General features: G+C 69.4%; 17 protein-coding genes. 9 read left to right on the top strand and 8 right to left on the bottom strand.

What is annotated here, in order from left to right:
- Nucleotides 1-210: 210 nt before the first annotated feature.
- A complete protein-coding gene (locus SBI80_RS14360) occupies nt 211-1,032 on the top strand; it encodes a universal stress protein (protein ID WP_318975457.1) in 822 nt (273 codons plus the stop codon).
- A 32-nt stretch (nt 1,033-1,064) separates the two neighbouring features.
- On the opposite strand, the gene SBI80_RS14355 is transcribed toward SBI80_RS14360, so the two are convergent.
- Nucleotides 1,065-1,778: a VIT1/CCC1 transporter family protein gene (locus SBI80_RS14355; RefSeq protein ID WP_318975456.1), complete on the bottom strand. Its 714-nt coding sequence runs from the start codon at nt 1,776-1,778 to the stop codon at nt 1,065-1,067.
- Between the two features lie 231 nt (nt 1,779-2,009).
- On the opposite strand from SBI80_RS14355, the gene SBI80_RS14350 reads away from it, so the two are divergent.
- Entirely contained in the window at nt 2,010-3,485 is a 1,476-nt protein-coding gene (locus tag SBI80_RS14350) for an APC family permease (protein WP_318975455.1), read from the top strand.
- 14 nt (nt 3,486-3,499) lie between these two features.
- Nucleotides 3,500-4,705: an arginine deiminase gene (locus SBI80_RS14345; protein WP_318975454.1), complete on the top strand. Its 1,206-nt coding sequence runs from the start codon at nt 3,500-3,502 to the stop codon at nt 4,703-4,705.
- A gap of 21 nt (nt 4,706-4,726) precedes the next feature.
- Here SBI80_RS14345 and SBI80_RS14340 read toward each other — a convergent pair whose 3' ends face one another.
- The 6 genes from SBI80_RS14340 to SBI80_RS14315 form a co-directional block, all read right to left on the bottom strand.
- Entirely contained in the window at nt 4,727-5,200 is a 474-nt protein-coding gene (locus SBI80_RS14340; RefSeq protein WP_318975453.1) for a hydrogenase maturation protease, read from the bottom strand.
- Complete coding sequence (locus SBI80_RS14335; protein WP_318975452.1) at nt 5,197-6,489, bottom strand: Ni/Fe hydrogenase subunit alpha; 1,293 nt, start codon at nt 6,487-6,489, stop codon at nt 5,197-5,199. The genes SBI80_RS14340 and SBI80_RS14335 overlap by 4 nt, the downstream gene beginning before the upstream one ends.
- Nucleotides 6,486-7,244 carry an NADH-quinone oxidoreductase subunit B family protein gene (locus SBI80_RS14330; RefSeq protein ID WP_318975451.1) on the bottom strand — a complete coding sequence of 253 codons (759 nt, stop codon included), beginning with the start codon at nt 7,242-7,244 and terminating at the stop codon, nt 6,486-6,488. Before SBI80_RS14330 ends, SBI80_RS14335 begins: the two co-directional genes overlap by 4 nt.
- A complete protein-coding gene (locus SBI80_RS14325; protein ID WP_318975450.1) occupies nt 7,245-8,072 on the bottom strand; it encodes an FAD/NAD(P)-binding protein in 828 nt (275 codons plus the stop codon).
- Nucleotides 8,065-9,162: a 4Fe-4S dicluster domain-containing protein gene (locus SBI80_RS14320; protein ID WP_318975762.1), complete on the bottom strand. Its 1,098-nt coding sequence runs from the start codon at nt 9,160-9,162 to the stop codon at nt 8,065-8,067. Before SBI80_RS14320 ends, SBI80_RS14325 begins: the two co-directional genes overlap by 8 nt.
- Nucleotides 9,163-9,309: 147 nt before the next feature.
- Nucleotides 9,310-10,674, bottom strand: a complete 1,365-nt coding sequence (locus SBI80_RS14315) for a wax ester/triacylglycerol synthase domain-containing protein (RefSeq protein ID WP_318975449.1) — start codon at nt 10,672-10,674, stop codon at nt 9,310-9,312.
- Nucleotides 10,675-10,922: 248 nt separating this feature from the next.
- Here SBI80_RS14315 and SBI80_RS14310 point away from each other — a divergent pair, with 248 nt between their 5' ends.
- Genes SBI80_RS14310 through SBI80_RS14295 form a run of 4 tightly spaced genes read left to right on the top strand, consistent with a single transcriptional unit; the run spans nt 10,923 to nt 14,725 of the window.
- Entirely contained in the window at nt 10,923-12,020 is a 1,098-nt protein-coding gene (locus SBI80_RS14310) for a 3-oxoacyl-ACP synthase III family protein (RefSeq protein ID WP_318975448.1), read from the top strand.
- Nucleotides 12,004-12,912 (top strand): 3-oxoacyl-[acyl-carrier-protein] synthase III C-terminal domain-containing protein, encoded by a 909-nt coding sequence (locus tag SBI80_RS14305; RefSeq protein ID WP_318975447.1) that lies wholly within the window; start codon nt 12,004-12,006, stop codon nt 12,910-12,912. The genes SBI80_RS14310 and SBI80_RS14305 overlap by 17 nt, the downstream gene beginning before the upstream one ends.
- Nucleotides 12,913-12,918: 6 nt before the next feature.
- On the top strand, nt 12,919-13,845 hold the full coding sequence (locus tag SBI80_RS14300; protein ID WP_318975446.1) for a universal stress protein: 927 nt from the start codon (nt 12,919-12,921) through the stop codon (nt 13,843-13,845).
- Nucleotides 13,817-14,725, top strand: a complete 909-nt coding sequence (locus SBI80_RS14295) for an amino acid kinase family protein (RefSeq protein ID WP_318975445.1) — start codon at nt 13,817-13,819, stop codon at nt 14,723-14,725. The genes SBI80_RS14300 and SBI80_RS14295 overlap by 29 nt, the downstream gene beginning before the upstream one ends.
- Nucleotides 14,726-14,732: 7 nt before the next feature.
- On the opposite strand, the gene SBI80_RS14290 is transcribed toward SBI80_RS14295, so the two are convergent.
- Entirely contained in the window at nt 14,733-16,232 is a 1,500-nt protein-coding gene (locus SBI80_RS14290; protein WP_318975444.1) for a multicopper oxidase family protein, read from the bottom strand.
- 222 nt (nt 16,233-16,454) lie between these two features.
- Between SBI80_RS14290 and SBI80_RS14285 the strand changes: the two genes are divergently transcribed.
- Both SBI80_RS14285 and SBI80_RS14280 read left to right on the top strand, forming a co-directional pair.
- Nucleotides 16,455-16,724 carry a metal-sensitive transcriptional regulator gene (locus tag SBI80_RS14285; RefSeq protein WP_318975443.1) on the top strand — a complete coding sequence of 90 codons (270 nt, stop codon included), beginning with the start codon at nt 16,455-16,457 and terminating at the stop codon, nt 16,722-16,724.
- A 30-nt stretch (nt 16,725-16,754) separates the two neighbouring features.
- Nucleotides 16,755-17,918: a serine/threonine-protein kinase gene (locus SBI80_RS14280; RefSeq protein WP_318975442.1), complete on the top strand. Its 1,164-nt coding sequence runs from the start codon at nt 16,755-16,757 to the stop codon at nt 17,916-17,918.
- Nucleotides 17,919-17,951: the final 33 nt, after the last annotated feature.

Below are 17,951 nucleotides of genomic sequence, written 5' to 3'. Positions count from 1 at the left end.
GCGATGACGTCCACGGGGTCGACGCTAGACGGGCCTGGGCAACCCGTCACGGGCCATTGGTCACCGGTCCGTCTGCCCTACGGCACCCCGCGGCCGGTGGACTCCCAGGTGGTGACCAACGGCCAACGGTCGAGGACCTTCGACCCCGCCCCGCCGGCGCGACGGTGGCTAGCGTGCGGGGTTGAAGGTTCCCGTGCCAAGGAGACTCACGTGACAGACATCCCACCGGGCGCCACGGTCGTCGTCGGCATCGACGGCTCCCGGGCCGCCGTGCACGCCGCTCAATGGGCAGTCGACGAAGCCATCTCGCGTGACGTTCCGCTGCGTCTCGTTCACGTGGCCAGTGAATCGTCCACTGCGCGCACGTCGCCGGTCGAGCTCCCGCTCGGGATCGAATACGCCGAGACCGTGCTGCGTCAGGCCGATGCGGCGATCGAGGCCACGGGCAAGGACGTCAAGGTCGAGACCGCGATCCTTCGCGGAGACCCGACGGCGTTGCTCGTCGCCGAGTCCCGCAACGCCGAGTTGGTGTGCCTCGGCACGACGGGCATCGGCGTCGTCTCCGAGAAGTTCTGGGGCAGCACGGCAACCGGGGTCGCCAACGAGGCCCGCTGCCCGGTGGCCATCATCCGCGACCGCGGCGAGGGTCGGCGACCGCACCACGAGTGGATCGCAGTCGCGGTCAAGGTCTGCACCGACGACGAGGACGTCGTCATGACCGCGATGGACGAGGCCCGCCTAAGACACGCGCCCCTGTTGGCCGTCGGATTGTGGCAGGAGGACTTCGGCTTCACGCCCTACGACGAACTCGACCGCGCGGTGGAGTCATGGCGGCAGCGCTATCCGGACGTTCACGTCTACCCGGTGACGACCCGGTCCGGCTTGGTGCAGTTCCTCAACGACGACGAGGAGCCCATCGGAATGGTGGTCGTCGGGCCGGAAGAGTCGCGGCGGGTGGCCCAGATAGTCGGCCCCCACAGCCATCCCATCCTGGGGCACCCCGAATGCTCGGTGCTGATCGTCCGTCACTGACCCGTCACCGGATCGGCTGACGGCCGGCGCACTCAGGCGATGGCCGCGCCGACGACGTGTCCGATGACCCAGGTGATGCCCAGTGCTAGTCCTCCGCCGACCACGTTGCGCACGATGGCGCGCTGAATGGGCGCTCCCCCCAGCCGGGCCGACACCGAGCCCGTGACGACCAGGGCGAAGAGCACCGCCACGACGGTGGCCGGAATGCGAATCGCGCTGGGCAGCAACAGAATGACGACCAACGGCAGCAGTGCACCGACGGTGAATGACAGCGCCGACGAGAACGCCGCCTGCCACGGATTCGTCAGGTCGTCGGGATCGATGCCCAGCTCCACCTCGACGTGCGCGGCGAAGGCATCGTGGTCGGTGAGCTCCTCGGCCACGGTCCGGGCCGTGGCCGTCGACAATCCCTTGGCCTCGTACAGGGCGGCCAGTTCGTCCAACTCGGCCTCGGGGAACTCGTCGAGTTCACCGCGTTCCTTCCTCAGCAGCGCCTGCTCGGTGTCGCGCTGGGTACTGACCGAGACGTACTCCCCCAGTGCCATCGACACGGCGCCGGCCACCAAGCCCGCGATTCCCGCGGTGAGGATCGGTTCGCGCGCCGCGGTCGCGGCCGCCACGCCGACCACGATTCCCGCAGTGGACACGATGCCGTCGTTGGCGCCAAGGACGCCCGCTCGCAACCAGTTCAGCTTCGAGGACACCGAACCGGAATGCGGCTCGGCGGGATGGGTTTCGTTCGACACGCGCATGACGGTAGACAGGATCCCGCGCCTTCGCCAGCAACCGTAGCCTTGCCAAACCGCTGCGGCGGAGGCCTAGTCGGGACCAACCGATCCACGGTGGCAGGCCCAAAGACCCTACTGCCGTCACCTCGGCGGGAGAAGCCTGTGCCATGCAACGAAGGGTCGACGACGACGTTCCTGCGGCCGAGACCTCCCTTCCTCAGGGCACATTCGACAACGGGAGGTCCCGACGTGAAGCGTTCCACGACACCGGAGACACCGGGTAGTCCGACCGTCTCGTCGTCCGGCCGCGACGAGCAGAAGGCGCACGCGCTGGGCCTGACCTCGGCGACCGGTCTGGTCATCGGCAGCGTGGTGGGTACCGGAGTGTTCACCATGCCGGCCGTGCTGGCGGGCGCCGGCACCATGAGCATCGTCGTGCTGGCCGTGGTCGCCGCGGGAGCGATGATCCTGGCCCTGCTCTTCGGGCAGCTGACGAAGCGGGTACCCAACAGCGACGGCGGCCTCTACGCCTACGCGCGGCACGAGTTCGGCGACTTCGCCGGGTTCCTGGTCGGGTGGAGCTACTGGATCTCCGCGTGGGCCGGAAACGCGGCCATCGTCGCCTCCTGGGTCTTCTACGTCGACGCCCTCCTTGGTCTCGGCAATCCGAGCGGCCTGGTCAACTGGGGCATCGCGTTGGTCGGGCTGTGGGTGCCCGCCATCGTCAACCTCATTGGGGTGCATCAAATGGCGTGGTTCCAGAACGTCACGGTGGTCTTGAAGTTCCTGCCGCTGCTGTTCGTCGGGGTGGTTGGCTGGCTCTTCGTCGACGTCGGCCGCTTCGGGGCGTTCAATGCCAGCGGCGGCAGCCTCTACTCCGCGATCGGGATCGCGGCAGGGGTGGCGTTGTTCTCGTTCATCGGCGTCGAGGCCGCCGCCATCACGGCCAAGCGGGTGACCGATCCCCGTCGCAACGTGGGTCGGGCGTCGATGATCGGCACCGCCGCTAGCGCGCTGCTATACCTGCTGGTGAGCGGGGCGGTGATGGGTCTGGTCCCGCACGACACACTCGTCAATACCGGTTCGCCCTTCGTCGACGCGTTCCGCGCGATGTTCCCCGGCACCCCGTGGGCAGGCACGTTCATCGCTGCCGTCGCCGTCGTCTCCGGCATCGGTGCGCTCAACGGCTGGACGCTGATCGTCACCGAGAGCTCCCGGGCGATTGCCCAGGACGGTCTCTTCCCGCGCCAGTTCGCCTGGCCCGACCGAAACGGGACCGCCTGGTTCGGCATCGTGATCGGAGCGGTCCTGCCGTCGCTGCTCATGTTGTGGCGCTACGTGTCCGGTTCCGGACTGACCGTCTTCACGTACCTGGTCGACCTCACGGTCATGACGGTGGCCATCGCGTACTTCTTCTCCGCGCTCGCCCAGCTCACCCACCTGATCTCCGGCCGTGGCGAAGTGAATCGATGGCAATTGGCACGGGACCTCTCGGTTGCGGGAGCCGGGGTGCTGTTCTCCATGTGGCTGACCTTCGCCGCCGGTTATCAGGTGGTCTACCAGGGACTGGTCGTCATCCTCGCCGGCATGGTCGGTTACGCCTTCCTGGCCGCGGGCCGGGAGCGCCGCGGCGAAATGTCCGCACCGGTGGACGAGCCGGCCGCCTCCTCACCCACGTCACCGATCCCGTCCGCCGAACCACGGCACGCTCGGAACGTCGCATGACGAAACGATTCTCGGTGAGTTCCGAGACGGGCCCCCTACGCGAGGTGATCGTGCATCGTCCCGGTCTGGAACTGACCAGGCTCACCCCGCAGAACATCGGAGAGCTGCTCTTCGACGACGTGCTGTGGGCGTCCAAGGCCAAGGAGGAACACGATTCCTTCGTCCAGGCGTTGCGGGACAAGGGCGTTCGCGTCCACTACTTCGGGGAGTTGCTCGCCGAGACCCTCGAGAACCCCGACGGGCGAGAATTCGTCCTCGACAGGGTCTGCACCCCGGATCGGTTGGGTGCGTCGCTGGCGGACGAGGTGCGCCGCGTCTTCGACGACCTCGACGGTGAGCAGCTGGCCGAGGCCCTGGTGGGTGGGGTACTCAAGGCCGATCTGCACCCCCTGCGCCGGCGCGGGCTGACCTGGCACACGTTGAGCGCCGACGACTTCGTCCTGCCGCCGCTGCCCAATCACCTGTTCCAACGCGACAACGCCAGCTGGATCTACGGCGGGGTGAGCATCAATCCGATGGCGAAACCGGCCCGCGTGCGCGAGTCCGTCCACACCAGGGCGATCTACCGTCATCACCCGCTGTTCGCCGGTCACCACGTCCCCGTCTACTACGGCGACGAGGACCGCGACTACGGACCGGCGACCATCGAGGGCGGTGACATCCACGTCATCGGCCGGGGTGCCGTCCTCGTCGGCATGGGCGAGCGCACCACCGCCATGGGGGTGGAGGCGTTGGCGCTCGAACTCTTCGCCGCGGGCCAGGCCACGGCGGTGGTGGCCGTGGAGTTGCCGCGCAGCCACGCCTTCATGCATCTGGACACCGTGATGTCGATGGTCGACGTCGACACCTTCGTGCTGTACCCCTACCTAGACCGGCACCTGCGCAGCTGGACGATCACCGCCGGTGACGAACCCGGCGGGCTGAGCGTCTCGAGGAATCGCGATCCGTGGACCGCCCTGGCCGAGATCCTGCACGTCGACGAGGTCGCGGTGCTGACCACCGACGAGGACGTCCGGGCTGCGCAGCGAGAGCAGTGGGACGACGGAACGAACTATCTGGCCGTCGCCCCCGGCGTCGTGATCGGCTATGAGCGCAACGTCGCCACCAACACCATGTTGCGCAAGCACGGGATCGAGGTGGTGACGATCGCGAGCAGCGAACTCGGCCGCGGTCGTGGCGGCCCCCGGTGCATGACGTGTCCGATCAGCCGGGACGCCTGACGCTGGCGACGACCAGTGGCATCAGTCCCGTGACACCGCGACCGACGGCGGCGACAGCTCGGCGAGCACGGCAGCCACGGCGATCGGCACGGCCGCCGCAACCGCGCTGGTCAGCCCGACACCCGGGCGGGTGTCGGCGACGCCGACCGCGATCACGCTCAACCGCAGCGGAACTCGCCCCAGCTCCCGGCCGAGGGCCAGCACGTTGGCGACGTCGAGTCCGTGCGAGCAGAACCGGCCGGCCCGGTCGAGCTGTCCCGGCGTGCACCGCAAGACGCGACCCGGTGGCGATGCCGGACCGACCGCCGCGTCCACCACGACCGCCAGCGGGACGTCGGCCCAGGCGTCCAGTATTGCCACGGGATCGGCCATCCCGGTCAGCACCCGGACACCGTCGACGTCCCGCCGCTGCACCGCCGCGGCGACCACCGGACCAACGCCGTCGTCCCGGCGATACGGGCTGCCGAGCCCCATGACCACGACCTTCGCCGTCATGTCCGGCTCGTGTGCAGTGTGAGGAAGTGTGCCGAGCACGAGATGCACGGATCGTAGCTGCGAATCACCCTCTCGCACAGGTCCGTCAGCTCGTCGTCGGGCAACGCCAGGTTGGCCGAGACCAGCTGGGCGAGATCGGCCTCGATGGCTCCCTGGTTCTGCGACGTCGGCGGGACGATGTCCGCGCCCGCGATCAGACCGTCCTCCCCGATGCGGTACCGGTGATACAGCAACCCCCGAGGCGCCTCGCTGACACCGTGGCCGACGCCCGGCCGCGCGGGAACGTCGACGAATGGCCGGCCCGGCCGCTCGTAGCTCTCGATGATCCGCAGCGCCTCCTCCACGGCGTACACGATCTCGACGGCCCGTATTACGATGCTGCGAAACGGGTTCCGACACTGCGATCCCAGCCCGGCCTCGGCGGCGCTCTGGCGTGCCACCGGCGAGAGCAGCGCGGAGTTCAGCGAGTAGCGCGCCAACGGCCCGGTGAGATGGCGGCCCCCGTCGAGTGTCGCGTGCAGCGCGGTGGAGTGGGCCGCCTGCGACTCGACGACGTGGTCGCCGAAGTCGGCGACTGGGAAGACCGGCCCGGCGCTGCGGGCGATGGTGCCGTTCTCGAGCGGATAGCGTCCAGGCGCGGTCAACGACAGCATCTCGTGGTCGACCTCGACGTCGGGAAACGCGAATCCGCTCACCCACGCGACGGTGGCCAGGGCGTCGTCGAGGGCGCGGCGCAGCTGTTCGGCCAAGGGCTGCAGCGACTCCCAGGTCGGCACCGAATAGAAGCCACCGAGACGCACGTTGATCGGGTGGATCGCACGTCCGCCGACGACCTCCATCAAGCGGTTGCCCGCCTTCTTCAGTGCCAGCCCCCGCTCCACGTCGTCGCGATGCTCCCTGGCCATCGCGATGACGTCCGGACAGCCGAGGAAGTCGGGAGCGTGCAACAGGTAGACGTGCAACGCATGGCTGTGAATCCACTCCCCGCAGTACAGGAGCCGGCGCAACTCGACCAGCGCCGGGTCGATGGTCACGCCGCACGCGTCTTCGATCGCGTTGCAGGCGCTGAGTTGGTACGCCACCGGGCAGATCCCACAGATCCGGGCGGTGAGGTCAGGGGGTTCCGGATGGGTGCGGCCCCGCAGGAAGGCCTCGAAGAACCGCGGCGGCTCATAGACGTTCAGCTCGACGCCGAGCAGGGTGCCGTCCGCGATCCGCACGTGCAGGGCGGCCTCGCCCTCGACCCGGGTCAGCGTGCTCACCGTCAGCGTCCGGGATGCCGCGGTCACCGGTCACCCCCGCCCGCGGTGAACTGAGTGACGTTGAACGTCGCGAAGACCCGGTCGACGTCGTCGGCGGTCAACCCATCACGGCGCAGCAGCGGAATCAACGCAGGCACATTCGGCGTGGCCGTCGGTCCGAAGCAGCCGTAACAGCCACGGTGGTGACGTGGACACAGTGCCCCGCACCCGGCGTGGGTCACCGGCCCGAGGCACGGCACGCCGTCGGCGACCGCGATGCAGGTGACGCCGCTGCGCTTGCATTCGGTGCACACCGTCGCCGCTGGCAACCGAGGCTTGCGGCCCATCAGGAGGGCGGCCAGCGTGTTCAGGAGCTGGCCCCGGTCGATCGGGCAGCCACGTAGCTCGTAGTCGACCGTGACGTGCGCCGAGGCCGGCGTCGAGGTGGCCAGTGTGTCGACGTACTCGGGATGCGCGTAGACCAGAGAGGTGAATTCGGCGACGTCGGCGAAGTTGCGCAGCGCCTGGATGCCGCCGGCGGTCGCACATGCACCGATCGCGACGAGTACCCCGGATTGCGCCCGGATCTCGCGAATGCGGCGTTCGTCGTGGGCCGTCGTGATGGAGCCCTCCACCAGGGACACGTCGTACGGTCCCCCGACCATCGAGCTGGAGGCCTCGGCGAAGGTGGCGATCCGTACCTGCTCGGCGAGAGTCAGGAGCTCGTCCTCGCAGTCGAGCAGGGTCAACTGACAACCGTCGCAGGACGCGAACTTCCATACGGCCAGCGTGGGTGGACTCATCTACAGCTCCTGGACCCTCAGCAGTGGCCCTGCCACGTCGTAGCCCACGACCGGTCCATCCCGGCAGAGCAGCAGCGGACCCAGCTGGCAGTGCCCGCAGCATCCGATGCCGCACTGCATGTTGCGTTCGAGCGAGACGCGAACGTCGCCGGCCGCCATTCCCTTCTGTATGACTGCATCGGCGCTGAACCGCATCATCGGCTCGGGTCCGCACAGGAATGCGGTGGTGCGCTCGGGGTGCAACGACAGCCGGCGGAGCGGCTCGGTGACCAGTCCGACCTCGCCACGCCACCCCTGCACCGGCACGTCGACGGTGACGTGGAGTTCGAGGGCCGGATCGTCGGCCCACCGCCGGAGGTCCTCGGCGAACAGGAGGTCGGCGCGCGAGCGGGCCCCTGCGATGAGGATCACCCGACCGTACCTCGCCCGCTCGGCCAGTGCGCCAAGCACGACGGGTCGCAATGGCGCCAACCCGACACCGCCCGCGACGATGACGAGGTCGCGTCCCGCCGCCTCGGTCAGACCCCACTCCGTGCCGAAGGGCCCGCGTAACCCGATGATGGCACCGGCTTCGGCGTCGTGCAGCGCCCGGCTGACGGCTCCAACGGCTCGAATGGTGTGGGTGATCGTCCCGTCGGTGATCGTGGGGTCGCCACTGACCGAGATCGCCACCTCACCGATGCCGAAGGCGTACACCATCATGAACTCGCCGGGCCGAGGGATGGGCAACCGCCGGGCCACCGGCGTCAGCGACAGGGTCACCGAATCCGCGCTCTCCACGACGCGCCGACGCACCCGGTACGGGACCGGCGACGTCGCCTCAGTCATGGTCGGCCTCGGCCGCCAGGGACATCTTGGCCATCTCCTCGGTGATGTCGATCCCCGTCGGACACCACGCGATGCATCGCCCACACCCCACGCAACCCGAGGAACCGAACTGGTCGTGCCAGGTGCCGAGTTTGTGGGTGAGCCAGTGCCGGTACCGGGAGGAGCCCGAGGTTCGGACCTCCCCGCCGTGGACGAAGCTGAAGTCCAGCTCGAAGCACGAGGCCCACTCCTGCCAGCGTTCGGCGTGGTCTCCGGTCAGCGCGCTGACGTCCTCGGTGCTGGTGCAGAAGCACGTGGGGCACACCATGGTGCAGTTGCCACACGTCAGGCACCGGCTGGCCACCTCGTCCCACTGCGGCGACTCCCGCGAGCGCGCGAGCAGGTCGCGTAGATCCCCGTCGGGCATCGTCCGGCCCATGCGGGTCGCGGCATGGGCCACTTCCGCACGGGCCGAATCGATTTCGCTGACCTCGGCGGCGTGATGCGGAACGTCGGCCAGCACCGCGGCCCCGGCGCGGCTGCCGACGTTCACCAGGTAGCGGCACACGTCCCCGTCGACGCGTTCGGTCAGGGCGAGGTCGTAGCCGGGGCCCGCCGCGGGGCCGGTCCCCATCGACGCGCAGAAGCACAAGCCCCCCGGTTCGGTGCAATCGACCGCGACGATGAAGGCCGCCGCGCGTCGGTCGACGTAGGCGCGGTCGGGGTGAGCCGGGTTGCCGAGCACCCGGTCCAGCCGCGCGATCGCGGCGAGATCGCAGCCGCGCACGCCGACGAAGGCGTAGCGGGGGGTGGCCTCGGTGGTCGGGTCCTCGGTGAGATCCGTTCCGCCCGACCAGGTTCGCTGACGCGGAGGGTGCAGGAACTCCTTCCAGGACTGTGGCCCGGCGGAGTGCCCGAAGAGCGCCGCGTCACCGCGGGGTCGCAACCGGTAGCGCCCCGGCCCGACGTCCACCCCCCATCCTCGTGGGAGGTCGCCGGCCGAGCGCACCTCGGCCAAGCCGATGGCGCCGTCGCGCAACGTCGGGGCCACCACGCGGTACCCCCTGGCGATCAGGACGTCGATCAGCCGGGCCAGCCCCTCGCCCGGCATCGTCACCGGCGGTACCGGACTGCCCCCCGCTCCGTCACCCCGTCCAGTCACGGTCGAATCCTGCGTCCGGACATCCTGCATGGGTAGGGCGTTTGGCACCCGAGTCGGGGCCGAACGTCACTTCTGCCCGGCCGGCCGCTCGCCGACTCACTCGGCCAGGGCCAGTACCTCGTCGAAACCCGCGACGAGACTGTCGTAGAAGACGTCGTAGTCGGGTATCGCGCCCGTGTCGACGTCGATGCCCAGCGCACAGGTGTCGACGTAGGTGAGCAGCGTGACGTTGACCGCCGCGCCGATCGTCGGGCCGAACGCATACTGCATCAGGACGCGAGCCCCGCCCAGGAAGACCGGAACCGGAACGCCGGGGACGTCACTGGCGAGGAAGTCGACGTGCCGCAGGATCGATCCGATGTACCACCGCGGTACCAGGTTGAGCACCGCGGCGATCCACTCGGTGTAGGGCAGGGACCTCTCGTGCCGCACCCGTCCGGTCTGTTCCCGGATGGCCCGGATCCGCTGGGCGGGATCCGCGACACCGACTGGAACGTCGAAGCGCATCAACGTGATTCGGTTGCCGCCCATCGCGTCATCCTCGGCGCGCAGACTGATCGGCATCGTGAGGTGCAGGTCGCCGACGGACACGCCGTGCAGTTCGTGGTAGCGGCGCAACCCACCGGCCAAACCCGCGAGGAAGGCGTCGTTGAGCGCTGCGTCGCAGCGGTGCGCGGCCTCGCGCAGCGCGGGCAGCGGCACAGCGTGTACGCCGAGACGCCGGACCAGCGAGCGCTTGCGCATCAGGGGTGAACCAGGACGATTGATCGGACGCACCGTCCGATACACCGACGCGGTGGTGGCCGTGGCCGCCTCGATCGCGCTCACTGGGTGAAGAAGGCTGCGGGCGAGCATCTTCGGGCCGTCGGTGATGGCGCCGGCCACCGCCGACGCGACGAGCCCCGCCTGGTGACCGATCACGTCGCGGTAGCCACCGAACCACGGTCGGGCAGCTGGCTCCGCCGGGGCGGGCAGGGGTGCCCGTTGCTCGGGGGTCTCGGTGACGTCGAAGAGCGTCATGCCGATCTGGACGCCGCCGATCCCGTCGCTCAGGGAGTGATGGAACTTGCACAGCAGCGCGGCGGAGTCATCGCGGAGACCCTCGATCAGGGTCACGTGCCACAGCGGGCGAGCCCGGTCGAAGTCGTCCATCGCGGCGACCCGGGCCATCTCCAGCACGGTGTCCAGGGTGCCGGGCGCCGGCGCCGCTACCCGGCGAAGATGGAAGTCGAGGTCGAAGTCCTCGGCGTCTTCCCAGCGTGGCGGCGCAGGCGGCGGTGACGGCACCACGCACTGCCGGAACATGGGCAATGTGCGGGTGATCCGATCGATCCGGTCGGTCAGCTCGGTCCAGTCCGGGGACCGGTCCAGCAGCAGCACCGTCACGACGGTCGAGCGCAGCCGCGGATCGCTCTCCATCGCCCAGGTGAATGCGTCGGTGTTGCGCATGAAGGTGCTCATCGGTGACCGCCTCGTGCCGAACGATCGGTGGCAACGCTGCCACCGATCGGGACCGGCGGCCGCGACACCCGGTCGGACGAGTCGGGGCGTGGCCGTCGGAACCCCTTGCAACGTATCGGTGCTCGGTCCGGCCGGGCAGGGGCCGAAGGTCATCGGTTGGGTCCCGGTCCGGATCGCCCACCTAGGGCCGAAGTGCTCTGGTGACGTGGGTCACCCAGGCCGCACGCTGAAGGCGAAGGGAGGATGACATGCGCATGCACTGGCTGGTGATGGAGGGCGACGGTCCGCCCGCGCCGTTCCGGAGCCGGGTGGCTGCCGCCGGACGTCATCTCCCCGCGACCCGGTTGAGCACCACCGATTTGATGGCCTCCACCCGCCACGACACGCACGTCGATCTGGAGCGGCTCACCGGCATCAAGGAGCGTCGCGTGGCGCGGGGCGGCGAGGACTCCTACACCCTCGCCACGGCTGCGGCGCTGGACTGCCTTGCCAGGTCCGGGTTGCCGGGTGCGGCGATCGACGTCGTCATCTGCTGCAGTATCACCAAGTTTCGCGGCGGCCTGGTGCAGTGGGTGGAGCCGACCACCAGCGGTGCCGTCGCGGCGGCCATCGGGGCCGGGCACGCGCAGACGTTCGATCTGTCCAATGCGTGCGCCGGAATGCTCACCGGTGTGATGGTTCTCAACGACTGGATCCGCCAGGGCATCGTGGAACGCGGTCTGGTGGTCAGCGGTGAGTACATCTCGCAACTCGGGCAGAACGCCGCCCGGCACATCCGCACCATCATGAGCAAGGAGCTGGCCTGTCTGACCCTCGGCGACGCGGGTGCGGCCCTGCTGCTCGAACGCGCCCCTGCCGACTCCCCCGGCATTCGGCTTGCCGGTTTCACCACGGTCGCCGACCACAGCCGGTTGTGCCTGGCCTACCCGAAGGGTGACGACCCCGGTGCTCGGATGTTCACCGACTCGCGGGCCATCCAGCGCGCCGCGATCACCGACACCCCGTTCGTGCTGCACGAAATCCTGGATGCCGCAGGTATTTCGATGGACGAGGTCGACCACGTGATCACCCACCAGACCTCGGCGCGCGCGATCCGCAAGGGTATGGCTGCGGTGTCGGCGTCCTTCGGTGCCGGCCCGCGCAACGACGCCGTCATCACCGTCGATCGCTATGGCAACACCGCATCGACCACCCACACCGTCGCCCTCGTCGAGGAACTCGAAGCCGGCCGAATCAAGCCCGGCGAGACCATCGCGCTGATCGCACTCGCCTCCGGTCTGGAGATCGGCATCGTCCTGCTCACCGTCGACGAGGATCTGGTGAAACGCCATGGGCACGGTCATTGATCACGTCGAGGTCACCCGGGGGCGGTGGCGGCACCGGCACAGCGCACTGCACCTCGCGGTGACGGCGGCCAGGGACTGCCTTGCCGTCGCTCGGCGGGACCGCGACGACGTCGACCTGCTGATCAACACCGGGATCTACCGCGACCGCAACCTGGCCGAACCGGCGCTGGCCGCCCTCATCCAGCAGGACGTCGGGGCCAATCCGGAAGATCCCCACCCCGAAGGACACGGGACGTTCTCCTTCGACGTCGCCAACGGATCGTGTGGTGTGCTCACGGCGCTGCAGATCGCCGATGGATTCCTGCGGTCCAACACCATCGACTGTGCACTGGTGGTCGCCAGCGACGCCGATCCGGGCCGAGGATGCAGCGAGGACTTCCCGTTCTCCCCCACCGGTGCGGCGCTGCTCTGCCACTGGAGTGACGACGATCGCGGACTCGGCCGCGTGCACTGGCTCACCTCCCGCGACGATGGCGAGACATTCCGTGCCACAGTCGGATTCGCCGACGCGCGAAACGTCCTCCGATTCGCCACGTCGGCTGCGATGGACGACCGCTTCGCCAGCACCGCCGCCGAGGTGGCACGGCGCTGCCTGCGCGAAGCCGCACTCGACGTCTCCGACCTCGACGCGATAATCACGGCGCCCGCTCGCCGCGCGTACCGCACCCGGCTCGCCGAGAACCTTGGCGTACCAGTGGAGCTCATCGTCGCCGCCGGTGACGAGAGGGTGCACACCGCGGCCTTGCTCACGGCAATGGCGCGGGACGACGGCCGGTTGCGCAACGGCCGCCGCGTACTGCTCGTCGCCGCGGGGGCGGGTGTCGTCGCCGGCGCCGCGGTCTACTCCTCGCCTCCTTCGGCCCCCGACCAGGCGGGGCCGACAGGAGGCTGAAACGGCATGGATGGCAGGAACGGTCACGGAGTCGTCGTCGGGGTCGACGGATCGGCTGGCTCCGAGGTCGCGGTGCGCTGGGCCGCCCGTGAGGCCGCCCTGCGGCGTGCCCCGCTGACGGTGGCGCACGTCGTCTCACCGACGTCTGGAGCGTGGCGGGAGTCCTCCGTGGTACCGGAGTGGCTGCACGGGCAACGGGAGCGAGGGCAGGCGATCCTCTCGGAAGCCCGTCGGATCGTCGCCGAGACGTGCCAGGGGGAATCGGTGTGCGTCCGTACCGAAATGCCATCCGGACATGCCGTTTCGGCGCTGGTGGAGATGTCCCACGACGCCGCGCTTGCGGTGGTGGGGTGCCTCGGCAACGGAACGCTTCGCGGCCGACACCTCGGCTCGGTGAGCTCAGGGCTCACCCACCACGCGCACTGTCCCGTCGCGGTCATCCACGACGGCATCGCGTTGGACGCCGACTCGCGAGCGCCGGTGCTGGTCGGCGTCGACGGATCGGCCGGCTCGGACGCCGCCACCGACATCGCCTTCGAGGAGGCAGCACTGCGTGGTGTCGGGGTGGAGGCGTTGCACGCGTGGAAGGACGTCGGCGCCTTCGACACCGCCGTGAGTTTCGCCGGGAAGGGCTGGCCCGCCCTGCATTCGAAGGAGGAATCGGCTCTGGAACACCGGCTCGCCGATCCCATTGCGCGTCATCCGGGCGTCCCGGTGCGACGGATCGTCGTGCGGGACGACGCGAGCCGGTCCCTGGTTGACCAGTCTCGGGCTGCGCAGTTGGTCGTGGTCGGCAGCCGGGGAAACGGTGGATTCGCCGGAATGCTCCTGGGATCGGTCAGCGCTGCGGTGGTCCTGCTGGCCCGGGTGCCGGTCATCGTGGCGCGAGGGAGGGGGATGCACCATGCGCATCGTGATAGCGCTCAGCGGTGAGGCGCTTGGCGACGATGGCGAAGCCATCGAGCCGGGGGTCCAGAGGTCTCGACTCGAGTTCATCGGCCGCACCCTAGCTCCGCTGGTGGCAGCGCACGAGGTCGCCATCTGCCACGGCAATCGACCCGAGGTGGGGGTGCTCGCTGCCGAGAGCGCCACCAATCTGACGTTGACGGAACCCTATCCGTTGGACGCGCTCGTCGCGCAGACCCAGGGCATGATCGGCTACTGGCTTGCCCAGATGTTGGTCAACGCGGGCGTCGACAAGCCCGTTCTGGCCGTGGTGACTCAGACGGTGGTCGATGCGTCCGATCCCGCGTTCCGTCGTCCCACCACCTTCATCGGGCCGGCCAGAGGCAGCAATCGGGCACACGACCTGGCGATCAGGCACGGCTGGATGATCGCCCTGGATGGCCTGCGCTGGCGCCGCGTGGTGGCCTCACCCGCGCCCGTCCGGATCGTCGAACGGGATGCCATCGAGAAGCTGCTCGACGACGGCGTGACGGTGATTTGCGCCGGTGGCGGAGGTTCCGCGGTGACCGAGGACGCCTCCGGTCATCTGACCGGGGTCGAGGTCGTAGTCGACGAGACCGACGTCGCGGCGCTGCTGGCCACGGCCGTGCACGCCGACCGCTTGCTCGTCCTGACCGACGAGACCGGGACCGGAACCGGTGCTCCCGGTGGCACCCCCCTGCCCTACCTGCCCGGCGACGACGCCCGCGTCGCGCGCGTGCCGGACCCGAGGATGCGCGCCAGAATCCGGGCCTGTCAACGCTTCGTGGAGAGCACGGGCGCGCAGGCGGCCATCGGCGCACTGAGCGAGGTCGACGGATTGCTGTCCGGATCGGCCGGCACGACCATCGCCGCACACCACCCGTGACCGCCGCTCAGCCGGCGTAGTCCAGCGTGGTCATCATCCCGGACGCCTGGTGATAGGTGTTGTGGCAGTGCAACATCCATGTTCCGGGGTTGTCGGCTACCAGCGCGACCGAGACCTTGCGCATGGGTGCGACGATGGTGGTGTCCTTCCTGGCACCCAGGTGGCCGCCGGCGTCCAGCATCTGAAAGGTGTGCCCGTGCAGGTGCATCGGATGCCACATCATCGTCCGATTGGTGAAGGTCAGCATGGCCTTCTGCCCCTGCTCGATGGTCAGCGGATCGCCTTGCGGGTAACGGTTTCCGTTGATCGCCCAGTCGTAGCGCATCATGCCACCCTCCAGATCCGCGCCCAGCTCGACGTCGGCGCCAGTCCATTCAAGACCGGCTCGGGGAGCCGCGGTCAACCCGTCGACGGTGCCCACCCGGCGGCCGAGCTCGGCAGGTAGGAAGTCCGCAGCCGGGGCCGTACCCGAACCGGTGCGCAACGATGCCCGCGCCAGTCCGTTCTTGCCCTCCGCGACGGCCACCAGCGGGAACACGCCGTCCCCGGCGGTGACGATCACGTCGTAGCGTTCGCCCATGCCCAGCAGGACCGCGTCGACCTCGGCGGCCGCGACGGGGAAGCCGTCGGTGTGGGTCACGGTCATCGAGTGTCCACCCAGCGCGACGCGAAACGCGGTGTCGGAGCCGGCGTTGACCAGACGGATCCGGATCCGCTGACCGGGTTTGGCGGTGAATGACGTCGCCGCCGCGGGGATGCGGCCGTTGATCAGGTAGTACGGGTAGGTGACGTCACCGGCATCGCCGCCGAGGAGGCTGCTGGTGCCGGCACCACCGCCCATGGGCCCCATTCCGCGCATACCCTGGCGCAGCCGGTCCAAGATCTGCGGCGGACTTTGGCCGACGCCGTCCGTCCAGTCGTCGATGACGACGATCCATTCCGCGTCGTAGCTCCCGGTTTCGCGCGGATCGTCCACCAGCACGGGCAGATACAGGCCGTAGTCGGCATCCAGCCCGGTGTGTGGGTGCGCCCAGTACGTTCCGGGATGCGGCACCGAGAAGCGGTAGGTGAACTCGGCTCCGGTGGCGATGTCCTGCGTAGCCGGCGCGGCACCGTCCATGTCGTTGCGGATCACGATGCCGTGCCAGTGCACCGAGGTGGGGTGATCCAGTCCGTTTGCGACGGTGACCGCCAGTTCGTCACCCACATTCGCCCGGATGAGGGGTCCAGGAACGGTGTCGCCATAGGCCAGGGTGCGGACTACCGGTCCACCGAGATCGACGGTCGTCGGTTGGGGCCGCAATGACGCTTCGACGGTGTGGCCGGTATGCGGCCGCGCGGCCTCCGCGGCGGCGATCGAGGCGGACCGGTCGACGGCTCGGGTACCGTCCGGAGCCGGTGACCCAGTTCGATCGGTGCATGCGGTCAGACCAAGACCACCCAGGATCGCCGCGCCGACGAAGGCCCGGCGGGTCAGCTGGGCAGGCGGCCGTTGCGGTCGAGTCACGCTCGTCTCCTCGTTCCACGCACGTACCCCCAGGGGTATCGATGCGGTGCTTCCACCGTACACCGGGGTGGTATTGCTGCCCTAGGGCCCTTCGTCACCACGCCCGGCGAAGGCTGCACCTTCGAGTCGACCCCGGCGGGCATATACCCCCATGGGTACGGTGTTGACTACGGCGTCGATCGATGACGTCGACCCATGGCGCCGAGGACGAGGAGATCAGGGATGGTTGGAGACGAAGAGGCCATTTCAGCCGTGTTGAACCGGCTGCGACGGGCCCAGGGACAGCTTGCCGGGGTGATCTCCATGATCGAGCAGGGCCGTGACTGCAAGGACGTCGTGACGCAGCTGGCCGCCGTGTCCCGGGCTCTGGACCGGGCCGGATTCAAGATCGTGGCGACCGGTCTGCGGGAGTGCATCTCCGGTGACACCGCCGACGGTTCCCGGCCGATGAGCGAGGCCGAGCTGGAGAAGTTGTTCATGGCCCTGGCCTGACCGTCGAACCGTCGGTTTACGGTGGACGCCATGCCGGCCGACGAGTTGCTCAGCGGTCGCTACGCGCTGCGCGGCGTCCTGGGGTACGGCGGCATGGCCGAGGTCCGCGACGGCTGGGACATCCGCCTCGGTCGCGCGGTCGCCGTCAAGCTGCTGCATCCCCGGTTGGCCGGGGACGCCGAGACCCTGCGCCGATTCGAACACGAAGCTCGTTCGGCGGCCGCCCTCAGCCACCCGAACGTGGTGGCGATCTACGACCGCGGCGAGCACCAGGGCACGTCGTTCATCGTCATGGAGCGCCTGCCAGGGCACAGCCTCGCCGACCTCGTCGCCCGCGGGCCCCTAACGCAGGCCGCCGTCCGCACCCTGCTCGCAGAGGTGCTCGGAGCCCTCGCGGCGGCTCACCAGGCTGGGATCCTGCACCGCGACGTCAAGCCGGGCAACATCCTGTTCACCGCCTCGGGCACGGCGAAGGTCGCCGACTTCGGCATCGCGAAGACCACCGACGCCAGCATGACCCAGGTCGGCCAGGTCGTCGGCACCGTGGCCTACCTGAGCCCGGACCGGCTGTTGGGCAGACCGGCCACCCCGGCTGACGATCTGTATGCCGTCGGTGTGGTCGCCTACGAGGCCCTCACCGGTCACCGGGCCTTCCCGCAGGACACCCTCGGGTCGCTGTCGCACGCCATCATGACTCAGCGACCGCGTCCGTTGGCCGTACTGCGGCCCGACGTCGACCCGGCCTTGGCCGCGTTCGTCGAGCGTGCAATGGCACCGCAGGCCCAGTGGCGCTTCGGCAGCGCCGCGGAGATGGCCGACGCGTTGGCGGGGCGCGGCCGCCCGGTATCGGTGGGTCCGCGCCCGTCGACGATGGTCATGACCTCGCCGGTCCCGCAGATTACGATGCCACCACCGGTTCAGGTGCGCCGGCGGGCCCCGAGCCGGACGCGTCGACTCGTCGCACTCGGCGCCGGTGTGGTGGCCGTCATCGTGGCAGCGGCGGCGTTCATCATCGACTCCTGGGCCAACCCGGCTCCGGTTCCGTCGCCGCCACCGGTCAGCACCACGAGCGCTCCCCCGACGACGTCCGCACCTGGCACCACCATCACGACCACCACCACCACGGACACCACGCCGCCGGTACCGGTCAACCCGCCCAAGAAGCGGGGCCGAGGGCACGGCGGCGACGGCTGACCGGTCGCCGAGCGAGGCCGGCCCCGGATCCTC

It is taken from the genome of Mycolicibacterium sichuanense (genome assembly GCF_033741125.1).
Lineage (GTDB): Bacteria > Actinomycetota > Actinomycetes > Mycobacteriales > Mycobacteriaceae > Mycobacterium.
Note: the sequence above shows the minus strand (reverse complement) of the source record. Positions and strands in the feature narration are given on the sequence as shown.

Bases quoted from the DNA above. Each gene is read 5' to 3' on its own strand.
- SBI80_RS14320 (WP_318975762.1), bottom strand. From the start codon at position 9,162: ATGCCGGGCGAGGGGCTGGCCCGGCTGATCGACGTCCTGATCGCCAGG.
- SBI80_RS14315 (WP_318975449.1), bottom strand. From the start codon at position 10,674: ATGAGCACCTTCATGCGCAACACCGACGCATTCACCTGGGCGATGGAG.
- SBI80_RS14325 (WP_318975450.1), bottom strand. From the start codon at position 8,072: ATGACTGAGGCGACGTCGCCGGTCCCGTACCGGGTGCGTCGGCGCGTC.
- SBI80_RS14280 (WP_318975442.1), top strand. From the start codon at position 16,755: ATGCCGGCCGACGAGTTGCTCAGCGGTCGCTACGCGCTGCGCGGCGTC.
- SBI80_RS14310 (WP_318975448.1), top strand. From the start codon at position 10,923: ATGCGCATGCACTGGCTGGTGATGGAGGGCGACGGTCCGCCCGCGCCG.
- SBI80_RS14340 (WP_318975453.1), bottom strand. From the start codon at position 5,200: ATGACGGCGAAGGTCGTGGTCATGGGGCTCGGCAGCCCGTATCGCCGG.
- SBI80_RS14330 (WP_318975451.1), bottom strand. From the start codon at position 7,244: ATGAGTCCACCCACGCTGGCCGTATGGAAGTTCGCGTCCTGCGACGGT.
- SBI80_RS14295 (WP_318975445.1), top strand. From the start codon at position 13,817: ATGCGCATCGTGATAGCGCTCAGCGGTGAGGCGCTTGGCGACGATGGC.
- SBI80_RS14300 (WP_318975446.1), top strand. From the start codon at position 12,919: ATGGATGGCAGGAACGGTCACGGAGTCGTCGTCGGGGTCGACGGATCG.
- SBI80_RS14305 (WP_318975447.1), top strand. From the start codon at position 12,004: ATGGGCACGGTCATTGATCACGTCGAGGTCACCCGGGGGCGGTGGCGG.
- SBI80_RS14285 (WP_318975443.1), top strand. From the start codon at position 16,455: ATGGTTGGAGACGAAGAGGCCATTTCAGCCGTGTTGAACCGGCTGCGA.